Origin of the sequence: Nocardiopsis xinjiangensis YIM 90004 (genome assembly GCF_000341145.1) — a bacterium.
GTDB lineage: Bacteria > Actinomycetota > Actinomycetes > Streptosporangiales > Streptosporangiaceae > Nocardiopsis > Nocardiopsis xinjiangensis.
In genome coordinates, this window is record NZ_ANBE01000052.1 from 1 (window position 1) to 17,202 (window position 17,202).

Consider the following 17,202-nt stretch of genomic DNA (forward strand, 5'->3'; position numbering starts at 1 on the left):
GATGAGGAAGGGCGAGATCGTGGAGGCGGGCCACAGCGACGAGATCTACGAGAACCCCCGGAGCGAGTACACGCGCTCGCTGCTGGCCGCGGCTCCGGTGCTGGACGCCGACGAGTCCCGCCGCCTGCGCGCGGTGAGAAGGGGTCAGAGCATGGGTCGGTGGTGTTCGTCGGAGCGTCGAGCATAGACCGGCGGGGCTGAAAACCCGCCCCCGATCTCGCCCCGACGAACCCCGTCCATGACTCGGAAACGACTCAGATCAGGTTCCTGGTGCCCGCCAGGGAATCGATCCACTGGTGCAGGTGGCCGGACCAGTCGCGTCCGGCGCCGCCGTGGTGGTCGACGCTGAAACGGTGGAAGGTGTCGCGTCCTTCGGAGAACAGCAGGCCGCGTTTCTTGTCCAGTTCCAGGACCACGTCGAGGCCCTGGTGGTCGGTGACCATGGTCAGCTCCAGCTCGTTCAGCCCCCGGTAACGGCGGGGCGAGCGGTACTCGATCTCCTGGTAGAAGGGCAGCTGCTGCCGGGTCCTGTTGATGCGGCCCCGTTCCAGGTCGGCGCTCTTGAAGGCGAAACCGAGGGATCCCAGGGAGTCCAGGACCGCAGTCTGAGAGGGCAGGGGCTGGATGTCCACGGGATCCACGTCCCCGGGGTCGACCGCGTTCGCCACGTGCAAACGGGTGTTGACCCCGACCTGCATGGGGTGCAGTCGGCGGTTGCCGTGCAGGGTGAGGGGGGTTTCCCACGGTACGGGGAGCTCGAAGGGGACATGCAAGCGCCGGCCGGGGGAGAGGTCCAACTGCCCGCCCACGCTCACCCGGTGGAACTCCACGTCGTTCTTGATCTCGTGGTCGCCGACCTCGGTCTCGACCCGGGACTGGAGGCCGACGGTGAGCTGCTCGATGTGCTGCTCGACCTCGCCGCCTTCGATCAGGACCGTGCCCCGCAGTGCGCCGCCGGGGGTGGCCACGGGTGTGTCCAGGACGGTTTCCACCGAAGCTCCACCGAAACCGATACCGGCGAGCAGTCGTTTGAGGACCATGGGAGCCTAACTTTCTCGGCCGCCCGGCAGCGCAGTGGCCGGGCGGGTTCAGGGGCCGTTCTCCAGGGCAGACGCGGCGTACGTGCGTGCGGTTCCCTGCGCGCTCCCGATTCTTGCCCGGATCAGGACGAAGCCCTGGCGGCAACGGCTCGGCCCAGGCCCCACCGCGTCGGCTCAGGCCAGCCCCCGCAGCAGGGCCCGCAGCCCGAACCGGAACCGTGCCGCCCACTCCTGAGCGTCCGGGGCGTCCTCGTCGTCGTGGCCGGAGTGCCGCACCTGGTGCACCACCGAACCGATGCAGTAGGAGTGCAGGGCGTCGGCTGCCCGGTCGATGTCCTCCCCGGCCAGCCCGGCCTCGTCGAAGGCGTGGCGCATCAGTGCCCACGTCGTCGCACTGTTGGGGGTACGCGGCGACCGGTGGGCCAACAGCGACAGCGCGCCCGAATAGGTCAGCAGCCGCTCCCGGTAGGCCTCCGCCCACGTGGTCAGCCGCTGGTCCCAGGGGCGCTCGTCGGCCACCGCCCGCTCCTCGACCTCTGTCTGTTCCTCGCCGTCCTGGCCGATCTCGTCGTGGAAGGCGGCGCCGGTGGGGGAGGGAGAGGCGACGTAGGCGGCGATCGAGTTGAACAACTGCTCCTTGCCGAGGGGGAAGTGGTGGTAGATCGCCATCGCCTCCACCTCCAGGGCGTCGCCCAAACGGCGCATGGACAGCCCGCCCAGCCCTCGGCCGGCGATGATGTGCAGCGCCTCGATGAGGATGCGCTCACGGCTGAGTCCGGCGTTGTTCCTGCTCACGGTCTTCCTTTCGGGGGTGTGCCCGACAAAGCTGGCAGCTCGGGGCGGCGAGGGCCAGGCCGACGCGCCGCTCACGGCACGGGTGACCGACCGTCGACACCATGTTTTCCATTGTGGCGGCCGCACAGGTACCCGCGCTCGCCGCCGTCCCCGGCCCGGATGAGACTAGAGTGACTGTGACCGACCACACGCGGGTAACGGAGGACAACAGATGTCACCGGTCATGCAGGGCAGGGAAGAGGCGAAGCAACGCTTGGCCGAGGACCAGGAACGGGCCGACCGGCTGCCCGACCTGCTGCGCTCGGTCCTTCGGGCCCAGAGCGCGCTGGAGGCCGCCCGTGTACAGCGAGCCCCCGCCGAGGAGGTGCGCCACCACGGCCTCGAGCTGGACACGGCCCTGACCGAGGCGATGCGCGCCGCCTACGCCAAGGAGCGCGCACTCGTGGGCCCCAAGGGGTACACGGACCGCATCCACCGCCGCAAGCGCCTGGCCAAGCCGGTCGTGCGCCGTGCCACGGAGGAGGCCGAGGAGCTGCTCACCGCCCGTGAGGACCACCGGCTCCACGGCATCCAGCGCATCCCCCGACACACGTACTGATCCTGCCCGGACGGGCCCCGTGCTGAACTGCACCCTGCCGCACGGGGCCCGTTCGCCTGTCCGGTTCCGGCCGAGCGGGCACACACGGAGGGGGCGCACGGGGTAGTTTGGGTCCCGACCGGACCAGGACAGACCCCCGCACTCGATGGGGACGGGGCCCGCGGGCCCCTGTAGGGAGCGCAGCAGGAGATGGCGGAGTTCATCCGCATTGATCCGACGTCGAAGGTTCCGCCCTACGAACAGATCCGGGCGATCGTCGCGATCGCCGCGGCCAACGGGGAACTTCCTGTCGGGTACCGACTACCGACGGTACGGGCGCTGGCCGGGCAGCTCTCGGTGGCCGTGAACACGGTCGCCCGTGCCTACCGGGAGCTCGAGCAGGCAGGCGTCGTGGAGACCCGGGGCCGCTCGGGCACGTTCGTCGCGGCCTCCGGCGACGACCAGCGGGCCGAGGCCCTGGAGGCGGCCCGCGCCTACGCCGAGGTCATCCAGCGCGTGGGCCTGGACCGTGAGGAAGCCGTGCGGATCCTGCGCGCTGCCCTGGAGAACTGACCGGTCACACCCGGCGACGGGTTCCGGGACCAGGGCATCGACGGGTCCCGCGGCCGTTCGGTTGCCTTCTGCCCGGTAGCGGCAGGCCCCTTCCCTGTGACACACGTGGGGGCCGTCCCGCCGGGACGGCCCCCACGTGTGGTCGTGGACCCCGAACAGGTCCTCAGCTCGCGAAGTCCAGGAGCTGCTGGGCCCGGCTCGGGTGGCGCAGCTTGGACAGCGACTGCTTCTCGAGTTGGCGGATGCGCTCACGGGTGAGCCCGAGATGCTTGCCGATCTCGTCCAGGGTGCGCGGACGGCCGTCCATGAGGCCGAAACGCAGGGACATGATCGTGGCCTCGCGAGGCTCCAGGTCCGAGAGCGCGTTGCGCAGCTGGTCGGCCATGATCTGGCGGTCGACCACCTCGGAGGCCTCCGAGGCGTCCACGTCCTCGATCAGGTCGCCGATGCGGGTCTCGCCGTCCTCACCGATGGTGGAGTCGAGGCTGATGGGCTGACGCGTCACGCGCAGCAGTTCCTCGATCTGGGTCGGCGTCTTGTCCAGCTCCAGCGCCAGCTCCTCGGGCGTGGGCTCGCGGCCCAGCGCCTGGTGCATGTCACGCTCCAGACGGCTGACCTTGCTGAGCAGCTCCAGCACGTGAACGGGCAGGCGGATCGTGCGGGCCGAGTCGGCGAAGCCGCGCTGTATGGCCTGGCGGATCCACCACATGGCGTAGGTGGAGAACTTGAAGCCCTTGGTGTAGTCGAACTTCTCCACCGCGCGGATCAGGCCGAGGTTGCCCTCCTGGACCACGTCCAGCAGCGACATCCCGCGGTCGCTGTACTTCTTGGCCACCGACACCACCAGGCGCAGGTTGGCCTCGAGCATGTGCGACTTCGCGGCACGGCCGTCCTCGACCACCCACTCGAGCTCGTCCTGTTCGGCCGGTGCCAGGGCATAGGACTCGTCGACCTCGCCGTGCTGTCCGAGGCGGTACTCGGCGTAGAGACCGGCCTCCACCCGCTTGGCCAGGTCGACCTCCTGCTCGGCGGTGAGCAGTGGCCTGCGGCCGATCGCCTTCAGGTAGGTGTGGACGGAGTCGCCCATCGCGGGGGACTGGTCGTCGAGATCGGCCTCGGTGGAGTCCGGATCGATGTTGTTCTGGGCGTCCTCGGCCTTCTTCGCGCGCCGCGGGGAGCGCGGCTTCCTCCGGGTGGAGGTGCTCTTGCGGGTCGAGGCCTTGCCGGATGCGGCCTTGGGCGCCTCGTCGGTGTCGAGCACCGTGGCGATGAGAGTGTTTTCCAGCACGTCGTCCTCGGCGTCAGGGTCGGCCACCAGGGCGGAGTCGTCGCTGCTCTTGGAGAGGCGGACCCCGTTCTCGGTGAGTTCACGCAGTATGGTGCGGCCCTCGGAAGCGGATACTCCGGCCGCGGTGAAGGCGGTACGCAGTTCGGAGAGGGACACCTGTCCCTGCGCACGGCCTCGGGTGATCAGGTCGGTCAGGGCCGCGTCGACAGTGATCTCCTCGGTCGGAGCGCTTCCAGCCGTCGCTTCTTCATCCGAAGCGGTCATGCCAGTGCTTGTCATCCGGGCAACTCCCTCCCTTCCTCGGCGATTGGCACGCGGCGGAGGGTTCCCGCCGACTGGACGCGCCAATATGTCCAACGCGTCGGGGAGTCAAATGTTCCCAGTCTCGATTGGATATCGGCGAGAGTGGTATAAGTCACTGTGTCTGCAGTAGCCGTATGGGCGCCGGAGCGGGTAAAGGGAGCCGTCCCTGAGGGGTCGCGGCAGGACCGAGTGTTCCCGGGCCCGGGGGAGGGCGCAGGGTCGCGGACGGATGGGCCGATGGCAGTAGCCAACCGCGGGCCTCCTTGGGACTGAGGGGCCGAAGGACCGGATACTCGGGTAAGACGCGAAGAAGCCTCCGGAAGTTCCCGGCCGCACATCACCGCTCGGCCGGAGCCCTCCCATTACCGTGTGCACCCGACCGGGCCGGTGTGTACACGCACATCTTCCGCCCCAGGCTCCCACGGGTTGGGAGCGCACCGGTAAACGCCGCTTCGTCCCCCGAACGTCCGCCGACGCCGCTCAGGCCTCCCGAAGGGCCACGAGGTCCGGTTTGCCGGAGGCCAGCAGCGGGATCGACCCACGCAGGTCGAGCTCGCGCGGTGCGGCGTAGGCGGGAAGGTGCTCACGCACCCACGACCGCAGATCCGCTAAGGTCGGCGGGGCACCGGCGTCGGCCGGGACCACCACGGCGCTCACCCTCTGGCCCCACTCCGGGTCGTGGCGTCCCACCACGACCGACTCGGCCACCGCCGGGTGTGCACTCAGAAGGGTGTTGACCTGGCTCGGTACGACCTTGTGCCCCCCGGTGTTGATGACCTCGTCGACCCGGCCCAGGACCCGGAGGCGCCCTTCCTCGAACCGCCCCAGGTCCTGAGTGGGCAGCACACGCCGCCCGGAGGGCTCGTGCACGAACGGATCGGGGCCCGGATCGCTCCCCGGCGGGTACCGGTACCCGCTCGCCAGGACCGGGCCCGAGAGCACGATCCGCCCCGGCCGGCCGGGCTCCTCGGACTCCACCCGGGCCTCGACACCGTCCAAGGGCACCCCGTCGTAGACACATCCGCCGCAGGTCTCGCTCATGCCGTACGTGGTCATCACCCGGCCCCCGGCCGCACGGGCGGCCTCCAGGAGCTCGGGTTCGGCGGCGGCCCCGCCCAACAGGACCGTGCCGAACCGGCCCAGGTCCATCCCGGCCGCGAGCAGGCGGCGCAGTTGTGTGGGCACCAGGGACACGTGCGGATTCAGGCGTTCGGCCAGCTCGGCCACCCTGTCCACGTCGAAGGGGGCGTGCACGGGCTCGGCCCCCGTCGCCAAGGCGCGGGTGATGACCTGCAGCCCCGAGATGTGCCCGGCGGGCAAGACGCACAACCAGTGGTCCTGCGGCCCGGCGCCGATGCGCTCCACCGAGGCCCGTGCCGAGGCGAGAAGGGCCGCCGACGACAGCTCCACACCCTTCGGGGCACCCGTGGACCCGGAGGTCGTCACCACCAGAGCGGTCTCCTCACCCACCGGGGAGCCGCCCTCCAACGGCGTCCGCCCCTCGGGGGTCAGCACCGAGTCCGGGCGCATCGACTCCAGCAGCTCGCGTACCCGTGCCTCGGGGGTGCCGGACGGGATCGGCAGCAGGGCCGGCCCCTCGCCCTCCAACGCACGTGCGTACAGTTCGGTGATCCGCTCGGGGGACAACCCCACCGCGGCCCGCAGCGCCCGCCCGCCCGACGAGGGGCGGGTGCGGACGGCGGACGGCTCGACGCTCTGGCTAACCACGCACGCCAGGATAGGCCCGCGCGGGCCGCACCCGGCCGCCCGCCGGTGATCGGGGGCCAGGCGCACGGAACCCCGGCGGCCTGGCAGAATGTGTATGAAGTTGACGTCGGGGCGTACGGTTCATCCGGTGCGCAACGCACGTCCCCGTGTTCCCGTGAGGAGAAGGCAGTAGCCGTGAGCAGCGTGATCGATTGGCAGCGGTCGGGCGAGTACTCCGACATCACCTACGAGACCGCGGAGGGCATCGCCAAGATCACGATCAACCGCCCCGAGCGGCACAATGCCTTCCGGCCCCAGACCCTCTTCGAGCTGCAGCAGGCCTTCAGCATCGCCCGCGACGACTCCGAGGTCGGTGTGATCATCCTCACCGGCGCCGGCGACAAGGCGTTCTGCTCCGGCGGTGACCAGAAGATCCGCGGCGAGGACGGCTACATGGGCGACGACGCCGTGGCCAAGCAGGGCATCGGCCGCCTCAACGTCCTGGACCTGCAGGTGCAGATCCGCCGCCTGCCCAAGCCGGTCATCTGCATGGTCGCCGGCTGGTCCATCGGCGGCGGCAACGTCCTGCAGGTGTGCTGCGACCTGACCATCGCCGCCGACAACGCCCGCTTCGGCCAGACCGGCCCCCAGGTCGGCTCCTTCGACGGCGGCTACGGCTCCTGGCTGCTCGCCGAGACCGTCGGCCTGAAGAAGGCCCGCGAGATCTGGTACCTGTGCCGCCAGTACGACGCCGAGGAGGCCAGGGAGATGGGCATGGTCAACACCGTCGTCCCCCTCGCCGACCTGGAGAAGGAGACGGTGCAGTGGGCACGCGAGATGCTCGCCAAGTCCCCGCTGGCCCTGCGTATGGTCAAGGGCGCCATCAACGCCGTCAGTGACGGAGCCGCGGGCATGCAGCAGTTCGCCGGTGACGCCACCATGCTCTACTACATGAGCGAAGAGGCCCAGGAAGGCCGCGACGCCTTCAAGGAGAAGCGCAGCCCCGAGTTCGACAAGTTCCCGCGCCGCCCGTGAGTCGCCCGGTACCGCCCCCGGAGGCCGGGTCCGCCCGGGGACGTGCCTTCGCGATCGGTCTGCGCAACCGGTTCCGCGGCATCACCGTGCGCGAGGGCCTGCTCGTGCACGGCCCGGCCGGTTGGGGGGAGTTCTCGCCCTTCGCCGAGTACGGCCCCCAGGAGAGCTCGCGCTGGTGGGCCGCCTGCCACGAGGCCGCCCACCTGGGCCCGCCCGCCCCTGTGCGCGACCGGGTCCCGGTCAATGTGACCGTGCCCGCCGTCGGCCCCGAACGCGCCGCCGGGATCGTCGCTCGGGGCGGGTGCTCCACCGCCAAGGTCAAGGTCGCCGAGAAGGGCCAGGACCCCGCCGAGGACCTGGCCCGCGTCGAGGCCGTCCGTGACGCGATCGGCCCCGGCGGCCGGATCCGTGTGGACGCCAACGGTGCCTGGGACGTGGACACCGCCGTCGCCATGATCACCGCGCTGGAGCGCTTCGGGTTGGAGTACGCCGAACAGCCCTGCGCGAGCTTGGAGGAGCTGGCCCGGGTCCGCCGCAGGGTGGACGTGCCGGTCGCCGCCGACGAGTCGATCCGCAAGGCCGAGGACCCGCTGAAGGTCCGCGCCGCCGAGGCCGCCGACGTGGTCGTGCTCAAGGTCCAGCCTCTGGGCGGGGTCCGCCCGGCCTTGGAGGTCGCCCAGGCATGCGGGTTGCCCGTGGTCGTCTCCAGCGCTGTGGAGACCTCCGTCGGGATCGCCGCGGGGGTCGCACTGGCCGCCGCCCTGCCCGAGCTGCCCTATGCTTGCGGGCTCGCGACCGTGCAGATGCTCACCGACGACGTCACCGCCGAACCGCTGCTGCCTGTCGACGGGGCCCTACCGGTCCGCCCGGTCGCCGTCGACGAGGACTGCCTGCGTGCCGTGGAGACCGACCCGGCCGGCTGGCGCGAGCGCGCCGAAGCGGCCGGACGTGCCGGTCAGAGCCGCTGAGCCGGTCCCCGCGACGGGGCCGTGCCAGATCACACCGGGTCGGCTCGCGTGGGGGCCGCCGAGCGGGTTGACTGGAATTGGCACACTCTTTGACGAACGAAAGCTATGGGAATGAATCCGTCTACCGCCCTGGCGCGGGTCCTCGTTGACGAACTGGCCCGCTGTGGCCTGACCGAGGCCGTCGTCGCGCCGGGGTCGCGTTCGACCCCGCTCGCGCTCGCCCTGGTCGCCCACGACGGCATCAGGGTGCACGTGCGTGTGGACGAGCGTTCGGCCTCGTTCCTGGCCCTGGGTCTGGCGCGGGCCTCGCGTGCGCCCGTGGCCGTCGTCTGTACCTCCGGCACCGCCGCAGCCAACTTCCATCCCGCCGTCATGGAGGCCGACGAGTCCGGGGTCCCCCTGCTGGTGCTCACCGCCGACCGGCCGCCCGAACTGCGCGGTACCGGCGCCAACCAGACGACCGACCAGATCGGCCTCTACGGCGGGGCCGTGCGCATGTTCACCGAGGTCGGCACCCCTGACCCCGTCCCCGGCATGGTCGCCTACTGGCGTTCGTTGGCCGGACGCGCCTGGACCTCGGCCCGGGGCGGCCGGCCCGGGCCCGTGCACCTCAACGTGGCCTTCCGCGACCCGCTCACGCCCGACGGGGGCGAGGAGCCCTCCTGGCCCGAGTCCCTGCACGGGCGCCCCGACGGAGGGCCCTGGACCGCCCGCCCGCCGCGCGCCCCCGAACCCGCGCCCTTCGAGCTCCCCGACGTCGAACGGGGTGTCATCGTGTGCGGGGACGGCGACTACGACCCGGTGCCGTTCCTGGCCCTGTCCGAACTCACCGGATGGCCGCTGCTGGCCGAGCCCACCTCCAACGCCCGCCGCTCGGGGGCGGTCTCCACCTACCGGCAGCTGTTGGCCTCACCCCGGTTCGCGCACGAGCACACACCCGAACTCGTGGTGAGCGTGGGACGGCCCAACCTGTCACGCCAGGTGCTGTCCTACCTGCGCCGGGCACAACGCCACGTCGTGGTCACCGCCGACGAGGTGGGCGATCCCGCCTCCCGCCTGGCCAACGCCTACTCCGATCCGGCCCGTACCGCCACCGACGTGGTCGCGGCCGTGGCCCCGCCCGCCGGGACGGAGCACGGCGCACCCGCCAGTACCGGCTGGTCGCACTCCTGGCAGCGGGCCGAGAACGCCGCCCGCGCCGCCCTGGACGCGGTCCTGGACTCCGAGGAGGCGCTCAGCGAACCCCGTCTGGCCCGCGACCTCGTCTCACACCTGGCCCCGGGATCGCTGCTCTTCGCCGGCTCCAGCATGCCCATCCGCGACCTCGACTCGACCATGCGGGCCCGCTGCGGCGTGCGCCTGCTCGGCAACCGCGGGGTCAGCGGTATCGACGGCACCGTCTCCACCGCCGTGGGCGCCGCCCTGTCCCACCAGCGCTCGGAGCAGGGACGTGCCTTCGCCCTCCTGGGTGACCTGGCGATGATCCACGACCAGAACGGGCTCCTCATCGGCCCCGGCGAACCCCGCCCCGACCTGGCCGTCGTGGTCGTCAACAACGACGGCGGCGGGATCTTCTCCGGTCTCGAACAGGCCGGGCATCCCGACTTCGAGCGGGTCTTCGGTACCCCGCACGGGATCTCCATGGAACGGATCGCGGCCGTGTCCGACCTGCCCTACACCCGCCTGGAATGGGCCGGGGACCTGTCCAAGGCGCTCATGGGAGAAGGGCTGCGCATCATCGAGGTGTGTACCTCGCGTGCGGCCGGCGCGGACCTGCGCCGCCGCCTGCAGGCGGCGGTCGACGAGGCCCTGGACGCTCTCCCGTGAGCGCAGGGGCCGTGTAGGACGCGTCTTCTGGAACTCCGTACAGGGGTAGTGATTCCCGGCGACGGATGGCACCGCCCCGCACCCACCAGAGCGATGGGTGCGGGCATCGGAGCGTTCAGTCCGGACCACGTGGCCGAGGGCGTGGGGGAGACCGCCCCCGCGCTCCCGGACCACGGACACGGTCCGATGGCGCTGGAGGCGGACGGAACGCGGTGAACCAGAACGCCCAGGACCGTTCGGGGCGTTCGGCTGGGCACGAGCAACTCATACTCGGTTTCCAGGGACGGTAGGCAAGGATCGTTCCGGGTACTACGGTGTGTGCGCTCGCAACTGTCCAGCGTGATGAGGACGAGTCGTGTGTGGGAGTTGCGTGTGTGTTCACCCCGGTTTCACCGGACCGAGTGGATCCTCGGCCAAGGTCGTAGTCGACCAGGCAGAGGACCCCGCCCGTCAGTCTCCGTGCCCCCACCCGGAGCCCCGCATCGGCTGAGGGCGTGGAGAACCACGATCCATGAGGAGAACGAGTGCCCGAATCAGCGCCCCGCCGCCGACTCCTGCCTCTGTTCGCAGACGTCGGAGGCGGTCGTTCCCCCAAGACCTGCCAGTACCGGTGCGGCAACGCCTGTTTCCACCCGGCGCCCAACAAGAGCGAGAACCCGTACTTCGGCGACATTTTCCGGGCGGTGCTCTCCCGCCGGACCGCGCTGAGCGGTGCTGCCGTCACCGCCGGCGCGGGGGCATTGGGATTCTCCTCGGCGGCCCCGGCGGCGGCCAACGGCCGGGACCACCCCGCGCCCCGTCCCACCTTCAAGGCGGTCCAGCCCAACACCGACGACGTGGTGACGGTCCCGCAGAACTACGACCACCACATCATCATCCGGTGGGGTGAGCCGGTCCTGCCCGGTGCGCCGGAGTTCGACTTCGAGAACCAGACCGCTCGGGCTCAGGCCCAGCAGTTCGGTTACAACTGCGACTACGTCGCCTTCCACCAGCTCGACGACGACCGCGGGCTCCTGTGGGTCAACCACGAGTACACCAACGAAGAGCTCATGTTCGCCGGCTACACCGATGGCAGCGAGGCCGACCCGGAACACATCAAGGTCGCCATCGCCGCACACGGCGGCTCGATCGTGGAGCTGGAGCGCCAAGACGGCACCGGCGAATGGCGCCTGGCCGAGGGCGAGCGTCCCTTCAACCGCCGCATCACCGGCAACACGCCGTTCCGGATCGCCGGTCCGGCCGCCGGCCACGAGCTCCTGCGCACCGAGGCCGACCCCGACGGCACCGAGGTCCTGGGCATGCTCAACAACTGCGCGGGCGGGTACACCCCGTGGGGCACCATCCTCAGCGGTGAGGAGAACTGCGACCAGTACTTCGTGGGCGGCGACCAGGCCCCCGAGGAGAAGCGGGAGGCGCTGGCGCGCTACTCCATCGAGGTCGAGGGCGAGACCTACGTGGGCCGCCGCTTCGACCGGGTGGAGGAACGCTTCGACCTGGCCCGGCACCCCCACGAGGCCAACCGCTTCTACTGGGTGGTGGAGATCGACCCGCTCGACCCCGAGGCCAAGCCGGTCAAGCGCACCATGCTCGGCCGTTTCAAGCACGAGGGCGCCACCACCGCCCTCACCGAGGACGGGCGTGTGGCCGTCTACATGGGCGACGACGAGCGTTTCGAGTACATCTACAAGTTCGTCAGCGCCAAGAAGTACGTCGAGGGCTCGCGCCGGCACAACATGAGCCTGCTCGACACCGGAACCCTCTACGTGGGCCGCCTGACCGGCAACAGCCCCGAGGAGGAGATCGACGGCACCGGCACCCTGCCCGAGGACGGTGAGTTCGACGGCACCGGCGAGTGGGTGCCGCTGACCAGCGACAGCGAGAGCTTCGTGGAGGGTTTCACCGTCGAAGAGGTGCTCATCCACGCCCGGATGGCCGCCGACGCGGTGGGCGCCACCAAGATGGACCGCCCCGAGGACTTCGAACCCAGTCCGGTCACCGGGAAGGTCTACTGCTGCCTGACCAACAACGATGCCCGCGAGCCCGGCCAGGCCGACGAGCCCAACCCGCGCGGGCCCAACAAGTTCGGACACATCCTCGAGCTCGTCGAGGGCGGTGACGACGCCGGCGCGGAGTCCTTCACCTGGAATGTGCCCATCGTGTGCGGTGACCCGGAGGACGAGAGCACCTACTTCGCCGGTTTCGACAAGTCGAAGGTCATGCCGATCGCGGCGCCCGACAATGTCACCTTCGACGAGGACGGCAACCTGTGGGTGGCCACCGACGGCCAGCCCGGAACGTTGGGGATCAACGACGGCCTGCACGTGGTCCCGGTCGAGGGGCGCTTCCGCGGCGAGTTGCGCACCTTCGCGACCGTCCCGGTGGAGGCCGAGTGCTGCGGCCCGTTCATCACCGAGGACAACAAGACCGCTTTCATCGCCCCGCAGCACCCGGGTGAGAACGGCACCGTCGAGGAGCCCACCAGCACCTGGCCCGACGGAGACTTCCCGCGCCCGTCCGTGGTGTGTATCTGGCACACCCAGGGCCGGGACGTCGGCAAGGCCTGACCCGAGCGGTCCGCAGACCACCGGCACCGGAGTCCGTCGTGGGGGACACCGGTGCCGGTTCGTGCGTGCTCTGCACGGCTCAGGAGGAGCGGCGCCGGGCGCGCTCCTTCGCGTCGTCATGAGCCCGGATCAGGAGTGTGAGGAGGGTCGGCGTGGTGCTTTCGCCCGGGGCGACCACCGCGATCCAGCCCTGGGCTCCGTAGACGGGGTGGGGCAGGAGCACGTCCGCTGCCTTGAAGTCGGGTTCGCCGCTCCGCTCGGGGCCTCCGGCGAGCTCGGCGCGGTCCTTGTTGCCGACGTGGACGTTGATCCGCCACCGGCCCTCCGGGGCCAGGCCGGACTCGGGCTCGCCGGGGTAGTCCTTCGTCACGATGGTGGCGTAGGGCTGGCCGTGCGGGATCTTCCCGTCGGGTGCGTAGTAGAAGAAGTGGTCGCCCCAAGCGATCTCAGGGAACTTGCTGTCTTCGGTCGGGGCGAGTTCGAGGACGCCGTCGAAGGAACGGACCGTGTCGAGGAGTTGCTGCATACTCATACTTCGAGTGTGAGATTGAAGTGCTGATGGAGGGTTGAGCGGTGTGCCCCACGGATCCCCGTCTGGACGAACGACTGACGACAGCGTCGGTCGCGGCAGCCACCGGCTACTCCGTGCAGCAGGTCCGCGATCTCGAAGCGCTCGGCGCCCTCCCTCCGGCGCCCCGTGCGGCGAACGGGTACCGCGTGTTCACCGGGGAGCACGTGCGCGTGCTGTGCGCCTACCGTGACCTGGCTCTCGCGGTCGGACCCGTCCGTGCCCGCGGCACGCTGCGTGATGTGCGCACGTTGCCGGGGGAGGAGGCGTTGGCGTTGCTCAGCTCCCTGCACGTGGGTCTGGTGCGGGAGCGGGACGACGCACTCGCCGCGCAGGAGGCGCTGCGGGCGATCCGGGAGGAAAACGGCACCGAGGCTGCTCCGACGAGTGAGGACACGATGACGATCACTGAGCTCGCCGGGGCGCTCGGTGTTCGGACCTCGACCTTGCGGTTCTGGGAGAAGAAGGGGCTCGTCGTCGCCGAGAGGGTCGACGGCCGTGTAGGCGCGGCACGGCGCTACCCGCTCGCGGCGATCCGGGAGGCCCGGATCGCCGCTGCGCTCAGAGCGGCCGGTTATCGCATTCCCGAAGTCCGGGACACGATGGGTGCCCTGCGCGGATTCCATGGCGTGGACGATCCGCTCGACGCACTGGAGGAGCGGGTCGGGGCGATCGCACGGCGGATGTCGGCGTTGCTGCGGGCGGGAGCGGAGCTCGCCGGTCTCACTCGTGGGGTTCGGTCAGGGCCTCGCGGATGACACGGAACTTCGACTCGGTCTCGGCGAGCTCAGCGTCCGGGTCGGACCCGGCGACGATACCCCCGCCGGCGAACAGGCGCGCGCGGTCGCCCTCCACACGGGCGCAGCGGAGAGCGATGCCCCACTCGGCGTTGCCGTCGCCGTCGATCCAGCCGACCGGTCCGGCGTAACCGCCCCGGTTCATACCCTCGACCTCGGCGATCAGGCGCATCGCCGCCTCGGTGGGTGTGCCCCCGACGGCGGCGGTGGGGTGCAGGGCGGCCACGGCGTCCAGGGCGGAGACCCCTTCGGCGAACCGGGCGTCCACGTGCGTGGCCAGATGCTGGACGTTGGCCAGCCGCAGCAGGTCCGGGCTCCGGGGGATGTCCAGTTCCTCGACCAGAGGGCCCAGCGCGACCCGTAGGGAGTCCACGGCCAGGTGGTGTTCCTGGTCGTCCTTGGCCGAGGCGAGCAGGTCCTCGCCCAGGGCCCGGTCGCTCTCCCCGTCCTCCCCGCGGGGACGTGTGCCCGCCAGCACCAGTGAGGACAGGCGTTCGCCCTCGCGGCGCAGCAGCAGCTCGGGTGTGGCCCCCACCATGCCGTCCACGGAGAAGGTGAAGCAGCTCGGGAACCGTCGGCGCAGCCGTTCCAGGAGTACCCGTACGTCGATGGGGCCGTCGGCCTCGGCGACCGCGTCGCGGGCCAGGACCGCCTTCTCCAGGTCCCTGTCGCGGATGCGGGCGACGGTGCTGGTGACCGCGTCCTTCCACTCCTGGGCGGTCAGGGAGCTCTCCCGCCACGTGATGGGGCCGATGGGACGGGCGGGGGAGCGGTGGTGGGTGAGCTCGCGCGGGTGGCCGCCGGGGGTGTCGGTGACGGTGGTCAGCCAGGTGTGCCCGTCCCGGCGGCCGATGAGGACCCGCGGAACCACCAGTGCCGATCCGTGGGAGGTCGGCGCGAAGGTGAAGGTGCCGAAGGTGACCAGGCCGGTGCCGGGCAGGCCGACCTCGTCGTGGACGGTGGCCCCGGCGACCAGGCCGTCGATCCATCGGGCGGCTTCGGAGAAACGGGTGGTGTCGGTGGGGGAGGTGCCCTCGGGCTGCGGGGACAGGTCCAGGCGTACCGCCTCGCCCCAACCCACGACCCCGTCGTCCCCGGAGAGCCAGGCCAGAGGTGCTCCGGCCGGCAGATGATGTACCAGGCTCTCGGCGCGATCGCGCAGTTCGACGGTGCGGACGACGAGTTTCGGTGGGGTCAGGGCGCAGCTCACGGGACCCGAGTCTAGGACGTCGTTCGGGAGGGTGTGTCCGATTCGAGCCGTACTGGTTGCGGTGTTCGGCACCTGGACGAGGATTCCGATGCCTTCTTTGTGCGAGGTTGTCCACATCAAGCCGTGATCGTGACGCAATCTTGACATATTGCTTTAATCTTGAACGCGATGTGACGCCAGAGGACGGCGGCATGCGGACCATTTCTCGGAGGAGACGTTCTTATGGGTTCTGTGGCACGGGCCGTGACCACGCCGCGCACCGCCACACGGTGGGGGATCGCTGCTGTCGCCACCACCGTGCTGCTGTCGGCCTGCTCCACCGGGTCGGAGCAGTCCCAGGACGGCTCCGGTGGCCGGGCCGCCCCCTCCGCGGCGTGCGGGGCCGCACAGGACAAGCGGGACATGCGCGGCGCCTGGCTGACCACGGTGCGCAACATCGATTGGCCCTCCGAGCCGGGCCTGTCCGAGGAGGAACAGAAGGAGGAGCTCGACGCCTGGCTCGACGACGCCGTCGACATGAACCTCAACTCCGTGTTCCTGCACGCGCGCCCCACCGCCGACGCGGTCTACGACTCCGACATGGAGCCCTGGGCCCGCTACCTCACCGGTGAGCAGGGCGGGGACCCGGGCTACGACCCGCTCGAGTACGCGGTCGAGCAGGCCCACGAGCGCGGCCTGGAGATGCACGCCTGGTTCAACCCGTACCGGGTCGGTCTGCTCGAACCGGACCTGGAGAACCTCACCGAGGACCACCCGGTCAGCCAGAACCCCGAATGGCTCGTCGAGCACGGTGAGGAGGCCTACGTCGACCCCGGCAACCCCGAGGTCCGCGAGTGGGTCACCACCGTGATCATGGACGTCGTCGAGCGCTACGACGTCGACGGCATGCACTTCGACGACTTCTTCTACCCGTACCCGGTCGAGGGCGAGGAGTTCGACGACGACGCCACGTGGGAGGAGTACGGCGGCGATTTCGACGACCGCGGCGACTGGCGCCGCGACAACGTCGACCAGCTCATGCGCGACGTGCACGGCCGGATCCAGGAGAGCAAGCCGTGGGTGAGCTTCGGTGTCTCCCCGTTCGGTATCTGGCGCAACGACTCCACCGACCCCAGCGGCTCGCCCAGCGCCGGCCTGCAGTCCTACGACGACCAGTTCGCCGACACCCGGACCTGGATCGAAGAGGGCACCATCGACTACGTCGCCCCGCAGCTCTACTGGGAGCGCGGCTTCGAGACCGCCGACTACGAGCAGATGACCGACTGGTGGGCCGAGGAGGTCGAGGACACCGGCGTCGACCTCTACATCGGTCAGGGCGCCTACCGCCTGGGTGAGGACTGGAGCGAGGACGACGCGCTCAGTACCCAGCTCGACTACTCCGGCGAGAACGAGCAGGTCGGGGGCGACATCTTCTTCTCGATCAAGAGCATGCGGGACAACGAGGCCGCCGTCGACCATCTCGAGGACAGCCACTACGGGCAGCCGGCCCTGCCCCCGCAGACGGACCCCGGCGCGGAAGGACCGCAGGTCGGTGCCGTGGAGGGCCTGGAGGCCGACGTCTCCGACGGCACCGCCGAGGTGACCTGGGAGGAGGACGAGGACGCCCGCTTCTACGCGGTCTACCGGCTGCCCGCCGACGCCGCCGAAGCAGCGGCCGGTGACGACCCGGAGGAACAGTGCGCCGCCCTCACCCGGCAGAACCTGGTCGAGGTCACCGGCGGAACCGGGCTGACCGACGACGTCGGGGACGACACCGCCGGTTACGCCGTCACCGCCCTGGACGACTACCGCGCCGAGGGGCCCCTCGGCGCGGTCGTGGACGTGCGCAGCTGAGACCGCTCCCACACCGGGGCCGATCCCCGACAGGCCGAAGCAGGGGCCGCACCCATCCCCGGGGTGCGGCCCCTCGCCGCGCGTCGGGGTCTTTGTGGTATCTGCCAAGAGAAACGG

At 70.6% G+C, this 17,202-nt stretch carries 15 protein-coding genes; 9 read left to right on the top strand and 6 right to left on the bottom strand.

Features of this window, described 5'->3' with window-relative positions; all coding sequences use genetic code 11:
- Positions 1 to 187, top strand: a 187-nt coding sequence (locus D473_RS25215; RefSeq protein WP_033353805.1) for an ABC transporter ATP-binding protein, incomplete at its 5' end; no start/stop codon positions are given.
- A 67-nt stretch (positions 188 to 254) separates the two neighbouring features.
- Here the strand turns inward: D473_RS25215 and D473_RS0121740 are convergent.
- The gene (locus D473_RS0121740; protein ID WP_017611151.1) at positions 255 to 1,040 is read right to left on the bottom strand and encodes a sporulation protein; all 786 of its coding nucleotides are present in this window, start codon (positions 1,038 to 1,040) and stop codon (positions 255 to 257) included.
- Positions 1,041 to 1,214: 174 nt separating this feature from the next.
- A complete protein-coding gene (locus D473_RS0121745; protein WP_017611152.1) occupies positions 1,215 to 1,835 on the bottom strand; it encodes a TetR/AcrR family transcriptional regulator in 621 nt (206 codons plus the stop codon).
- Between the two features lie 211 nt (positions 1,836 to 2,046).
- On the opposite strand from D473_RS0121745, the gene D473_RS0121750 reads away from it, so the two are divergent.
- Both D473_RS0121750 and D473_RS0121755 read left to right on the top strand, forming a co-directional pair.
- On the top strand, positions 2,047 to 2,433 hold the full coding sequence (locus D473_RS0121750; RefSeq protein WP_017611153.1) for a hypothetical protein: 387 nt from the start codon (positions 2,047 to 2,049) through the stop codon (positions 2,431 to 2,433).
- Positions 2,434 to 2,622: 189 nt separating this feature from the next.
- Complete coding sequence (locus D473_RS0121755; protein ID WP_017611154.1) at positions 2,623 to 2,985, top strand: GntR family transcriptional regulator; 363 nt, start codon at positions 2,623 to 2,625, stop codon at positions 2,983 to 2,985.
- Positions 2,986 to 3,148: 163 nt separating this feature from the next.
- On the opposite strand, the gene D473_RS0121760 is transcribed toward D473_RS0121755, so the two are convergent.
- A complete protein-coding gene (locus D473_RS0121760) occupies positions 3,149 to 4,552 on the bottom strand; it encodes a sigma-70 family RNA polymerase sigma factor (protein WP_026127187.1) in 1,404 nt (467 codons plus the stop codon).
- 504 nt (positions 4,553 to 5,056) lie between these two features.
- Complete coding sequence (locus D473_RS0121765) at positions 5,057 to 6,223, bottom strand: AMP-binding protein (RefSeq protein WP_017611156.1); 1,167 nt, start codon at positions 6,221 to 6,223, stop codon at positions 5,057 to 5,059.
- A 255-nt stretch (positions 6,224 to 6,478) separates the two neighbouring features.
- On the opposite strand from D473_RS0121765, the gene menB reads away from it, so the two are divergent.
- The 4 genes from menB to D473_RS0121790 all read left to right on the top strand — a co-directional run bounded on the left by menB (position 6,479) and on the right by D473_RS0121790 (position 12,677).
- Positions 6,479 to 7,318 carry a 1,4-dihydroxy-2-naphthoyl-CoA synthase gene (gene menB / locus D473_RS0121770; protein ID WP_017611157.1) on the top strand — a complete coding sequence of 280 codons (840 nt, stop codon included), beginning with the start codon at positions 6,479 to 6,481 and terminating at the stop codon, positions 7,316 to 7,318.
- Positions 7,315 to 8,286, top strand: coding sequence for an o-succinylbenzoate synthase (locus D473_RS0121775; protein WP_017611158.1), 972 nt, complete (start codon positions 7,315 to 7,317; stop codon positions 8,284 to 8,286). Before menB ends, D473_RS0121775 begins: the two co-directional genes overlap by 4 nt.
- Before the next feature lie 111 nt (positions 8,287 to 8,397).
- Positions 8,398 to 10,113 carry a 2-succinyl-5-enolpyruvyl-6-hydroxy-3-cyclohexene-1-carboxylic-acid synthase gene (menD, locus tag D473_RS0121780; protein WP_017611159.1) on the top strand — a complete coding sequence of 572 codons (1,716 nt, stop codon included), beginning with the start codon at positions 8,398 to 8,400 and terminating at the stop codon, positions 10,111 to 10,113.
- A gap of 524 nt (positions 10,114 to 10,637) precedes the next feature.
- Complete coding sequence (locus D473_RS0121790) at positions 10,638 to 12,677, top strand: PhoX family protein (RefSeq protein ID WP_017611161.1); 2,040 nt, start codon at positions 10,638 to 10,640, stop codon at positions 12,675 to 12,677.
- Between the two features lie 79 nt (positions 12,678 to 12,756).
- On the opposite strand, the gene D473_RS0121795 is transcribed toward D473_RS0121790, so the two are convergent.
- Positions 12,757 to 13,209, bottom strand: a complete 453-nt coding sequence (locus tag D473_RS0121795; protein WP_241474851.1) for a DUF6194 family protein — start codon at positions 13,207 to 13,209, stop codon at positions 12,757 to 12,759.
- Between the two features lie 41 nt (positions 13,210 to 13,250).
- Here D473_RS0121795 and D473_RS0121800 point away from each other — a divergent pair, with 41 nt between their 5' ends.
- Positions 13,251 to 14,003: a MerR family transcriptional regulator gene (locus tag D473_RS0121800; RefSeq protein ID WP_017611163.1), complete on the top strand. Its 753-nt coding sequence runs from the start codon at positions 13,251 to 13,253 to the stop codon at positions 14,001 to 14,003.
- Here the strand turns inward: D473_RS0121800 and D473_RS0121805 are convergent.
- Positions 13,969 to 15,252, bottom strand: a complete 1,284-nt coding sequence (locus D473_RS0121805; protein WP_017611164.1) for an isochorismate synthase — start codon at positions 15,250 to 15,252, stop codon at positions 13,969 to 13,971. The two genes, D473_RS0121800 and D473_RS0121805, sit on opposite strands and share 35 nt — an antisense overlap.
- Positions 15,253 to 15,474: 222 nt before the next feature.
- Between D473_RS0121805 and D473_RS0121810 the strand changes: the two genes are divergently transcribed.
- On the top strand, positions 15,475 to 17,085 hold the full coding sequence (locus tag D473_RS0121810; protein WP_017611165.1) for a glycoside hydrolase family 10 protein: 1,611 nt from the start codon (positions 15,475 to 15,477) through the stop codon (positions 17,083 to 17,085).
- Positions 17,086 to 17,202: the final 117 nt, after the last annotated feature.

Coding starts and splice junctions, on each gene's coding strand:
- D473_RS0121760 (WP_026127187.1), bottom strand. CDS start 4,552: ATGACAAGCACTGGCATGACCGCTTCGGATGAAGAAGCGACGGCTGGA.
- menD (WP_017611159.1), top strand. CDS start 8,398: ATGAATCCGTCTACCGCCCTGGCGCGGGTCCTCGTTGACGAACTGGCC.
- D473_RS0121810 (WP_017611165.1), top strand. CDS start 15,475: ATGGGTTCTGTGGCACGGGCCGTGACCACGCCGCGCACCGCCACACGG.
- D473_RS0121740 (WP_017611151.1), bottom strand. CDS start 1,040: ATGGTCCTCAAACGACTGCTCGCCGGTATCGGTTTCGGTGGAGCTTCG.
- D473_RS0121750 (WP_017611153.1), top strand. CDS start 2,047: ATGTCACCGGTCATGCAGGGCAGGGAAGAGGCGAAGCAACGCTTGGCC.
- D473_RS0121755 (WP_017611154.1), top strand. CDS start 2,623: ATGGCGGAGTTCATCCGCATTGATCCGACGTCGAAGGTTCCGCCCTAC.
- D473_RS0121795 (WP_241474851.1), bottom strand. CDS start 13,209: ATGAGTATGCAGCAACTCCTCGACACGGTCCGTTCCTTCGACGGCGTC.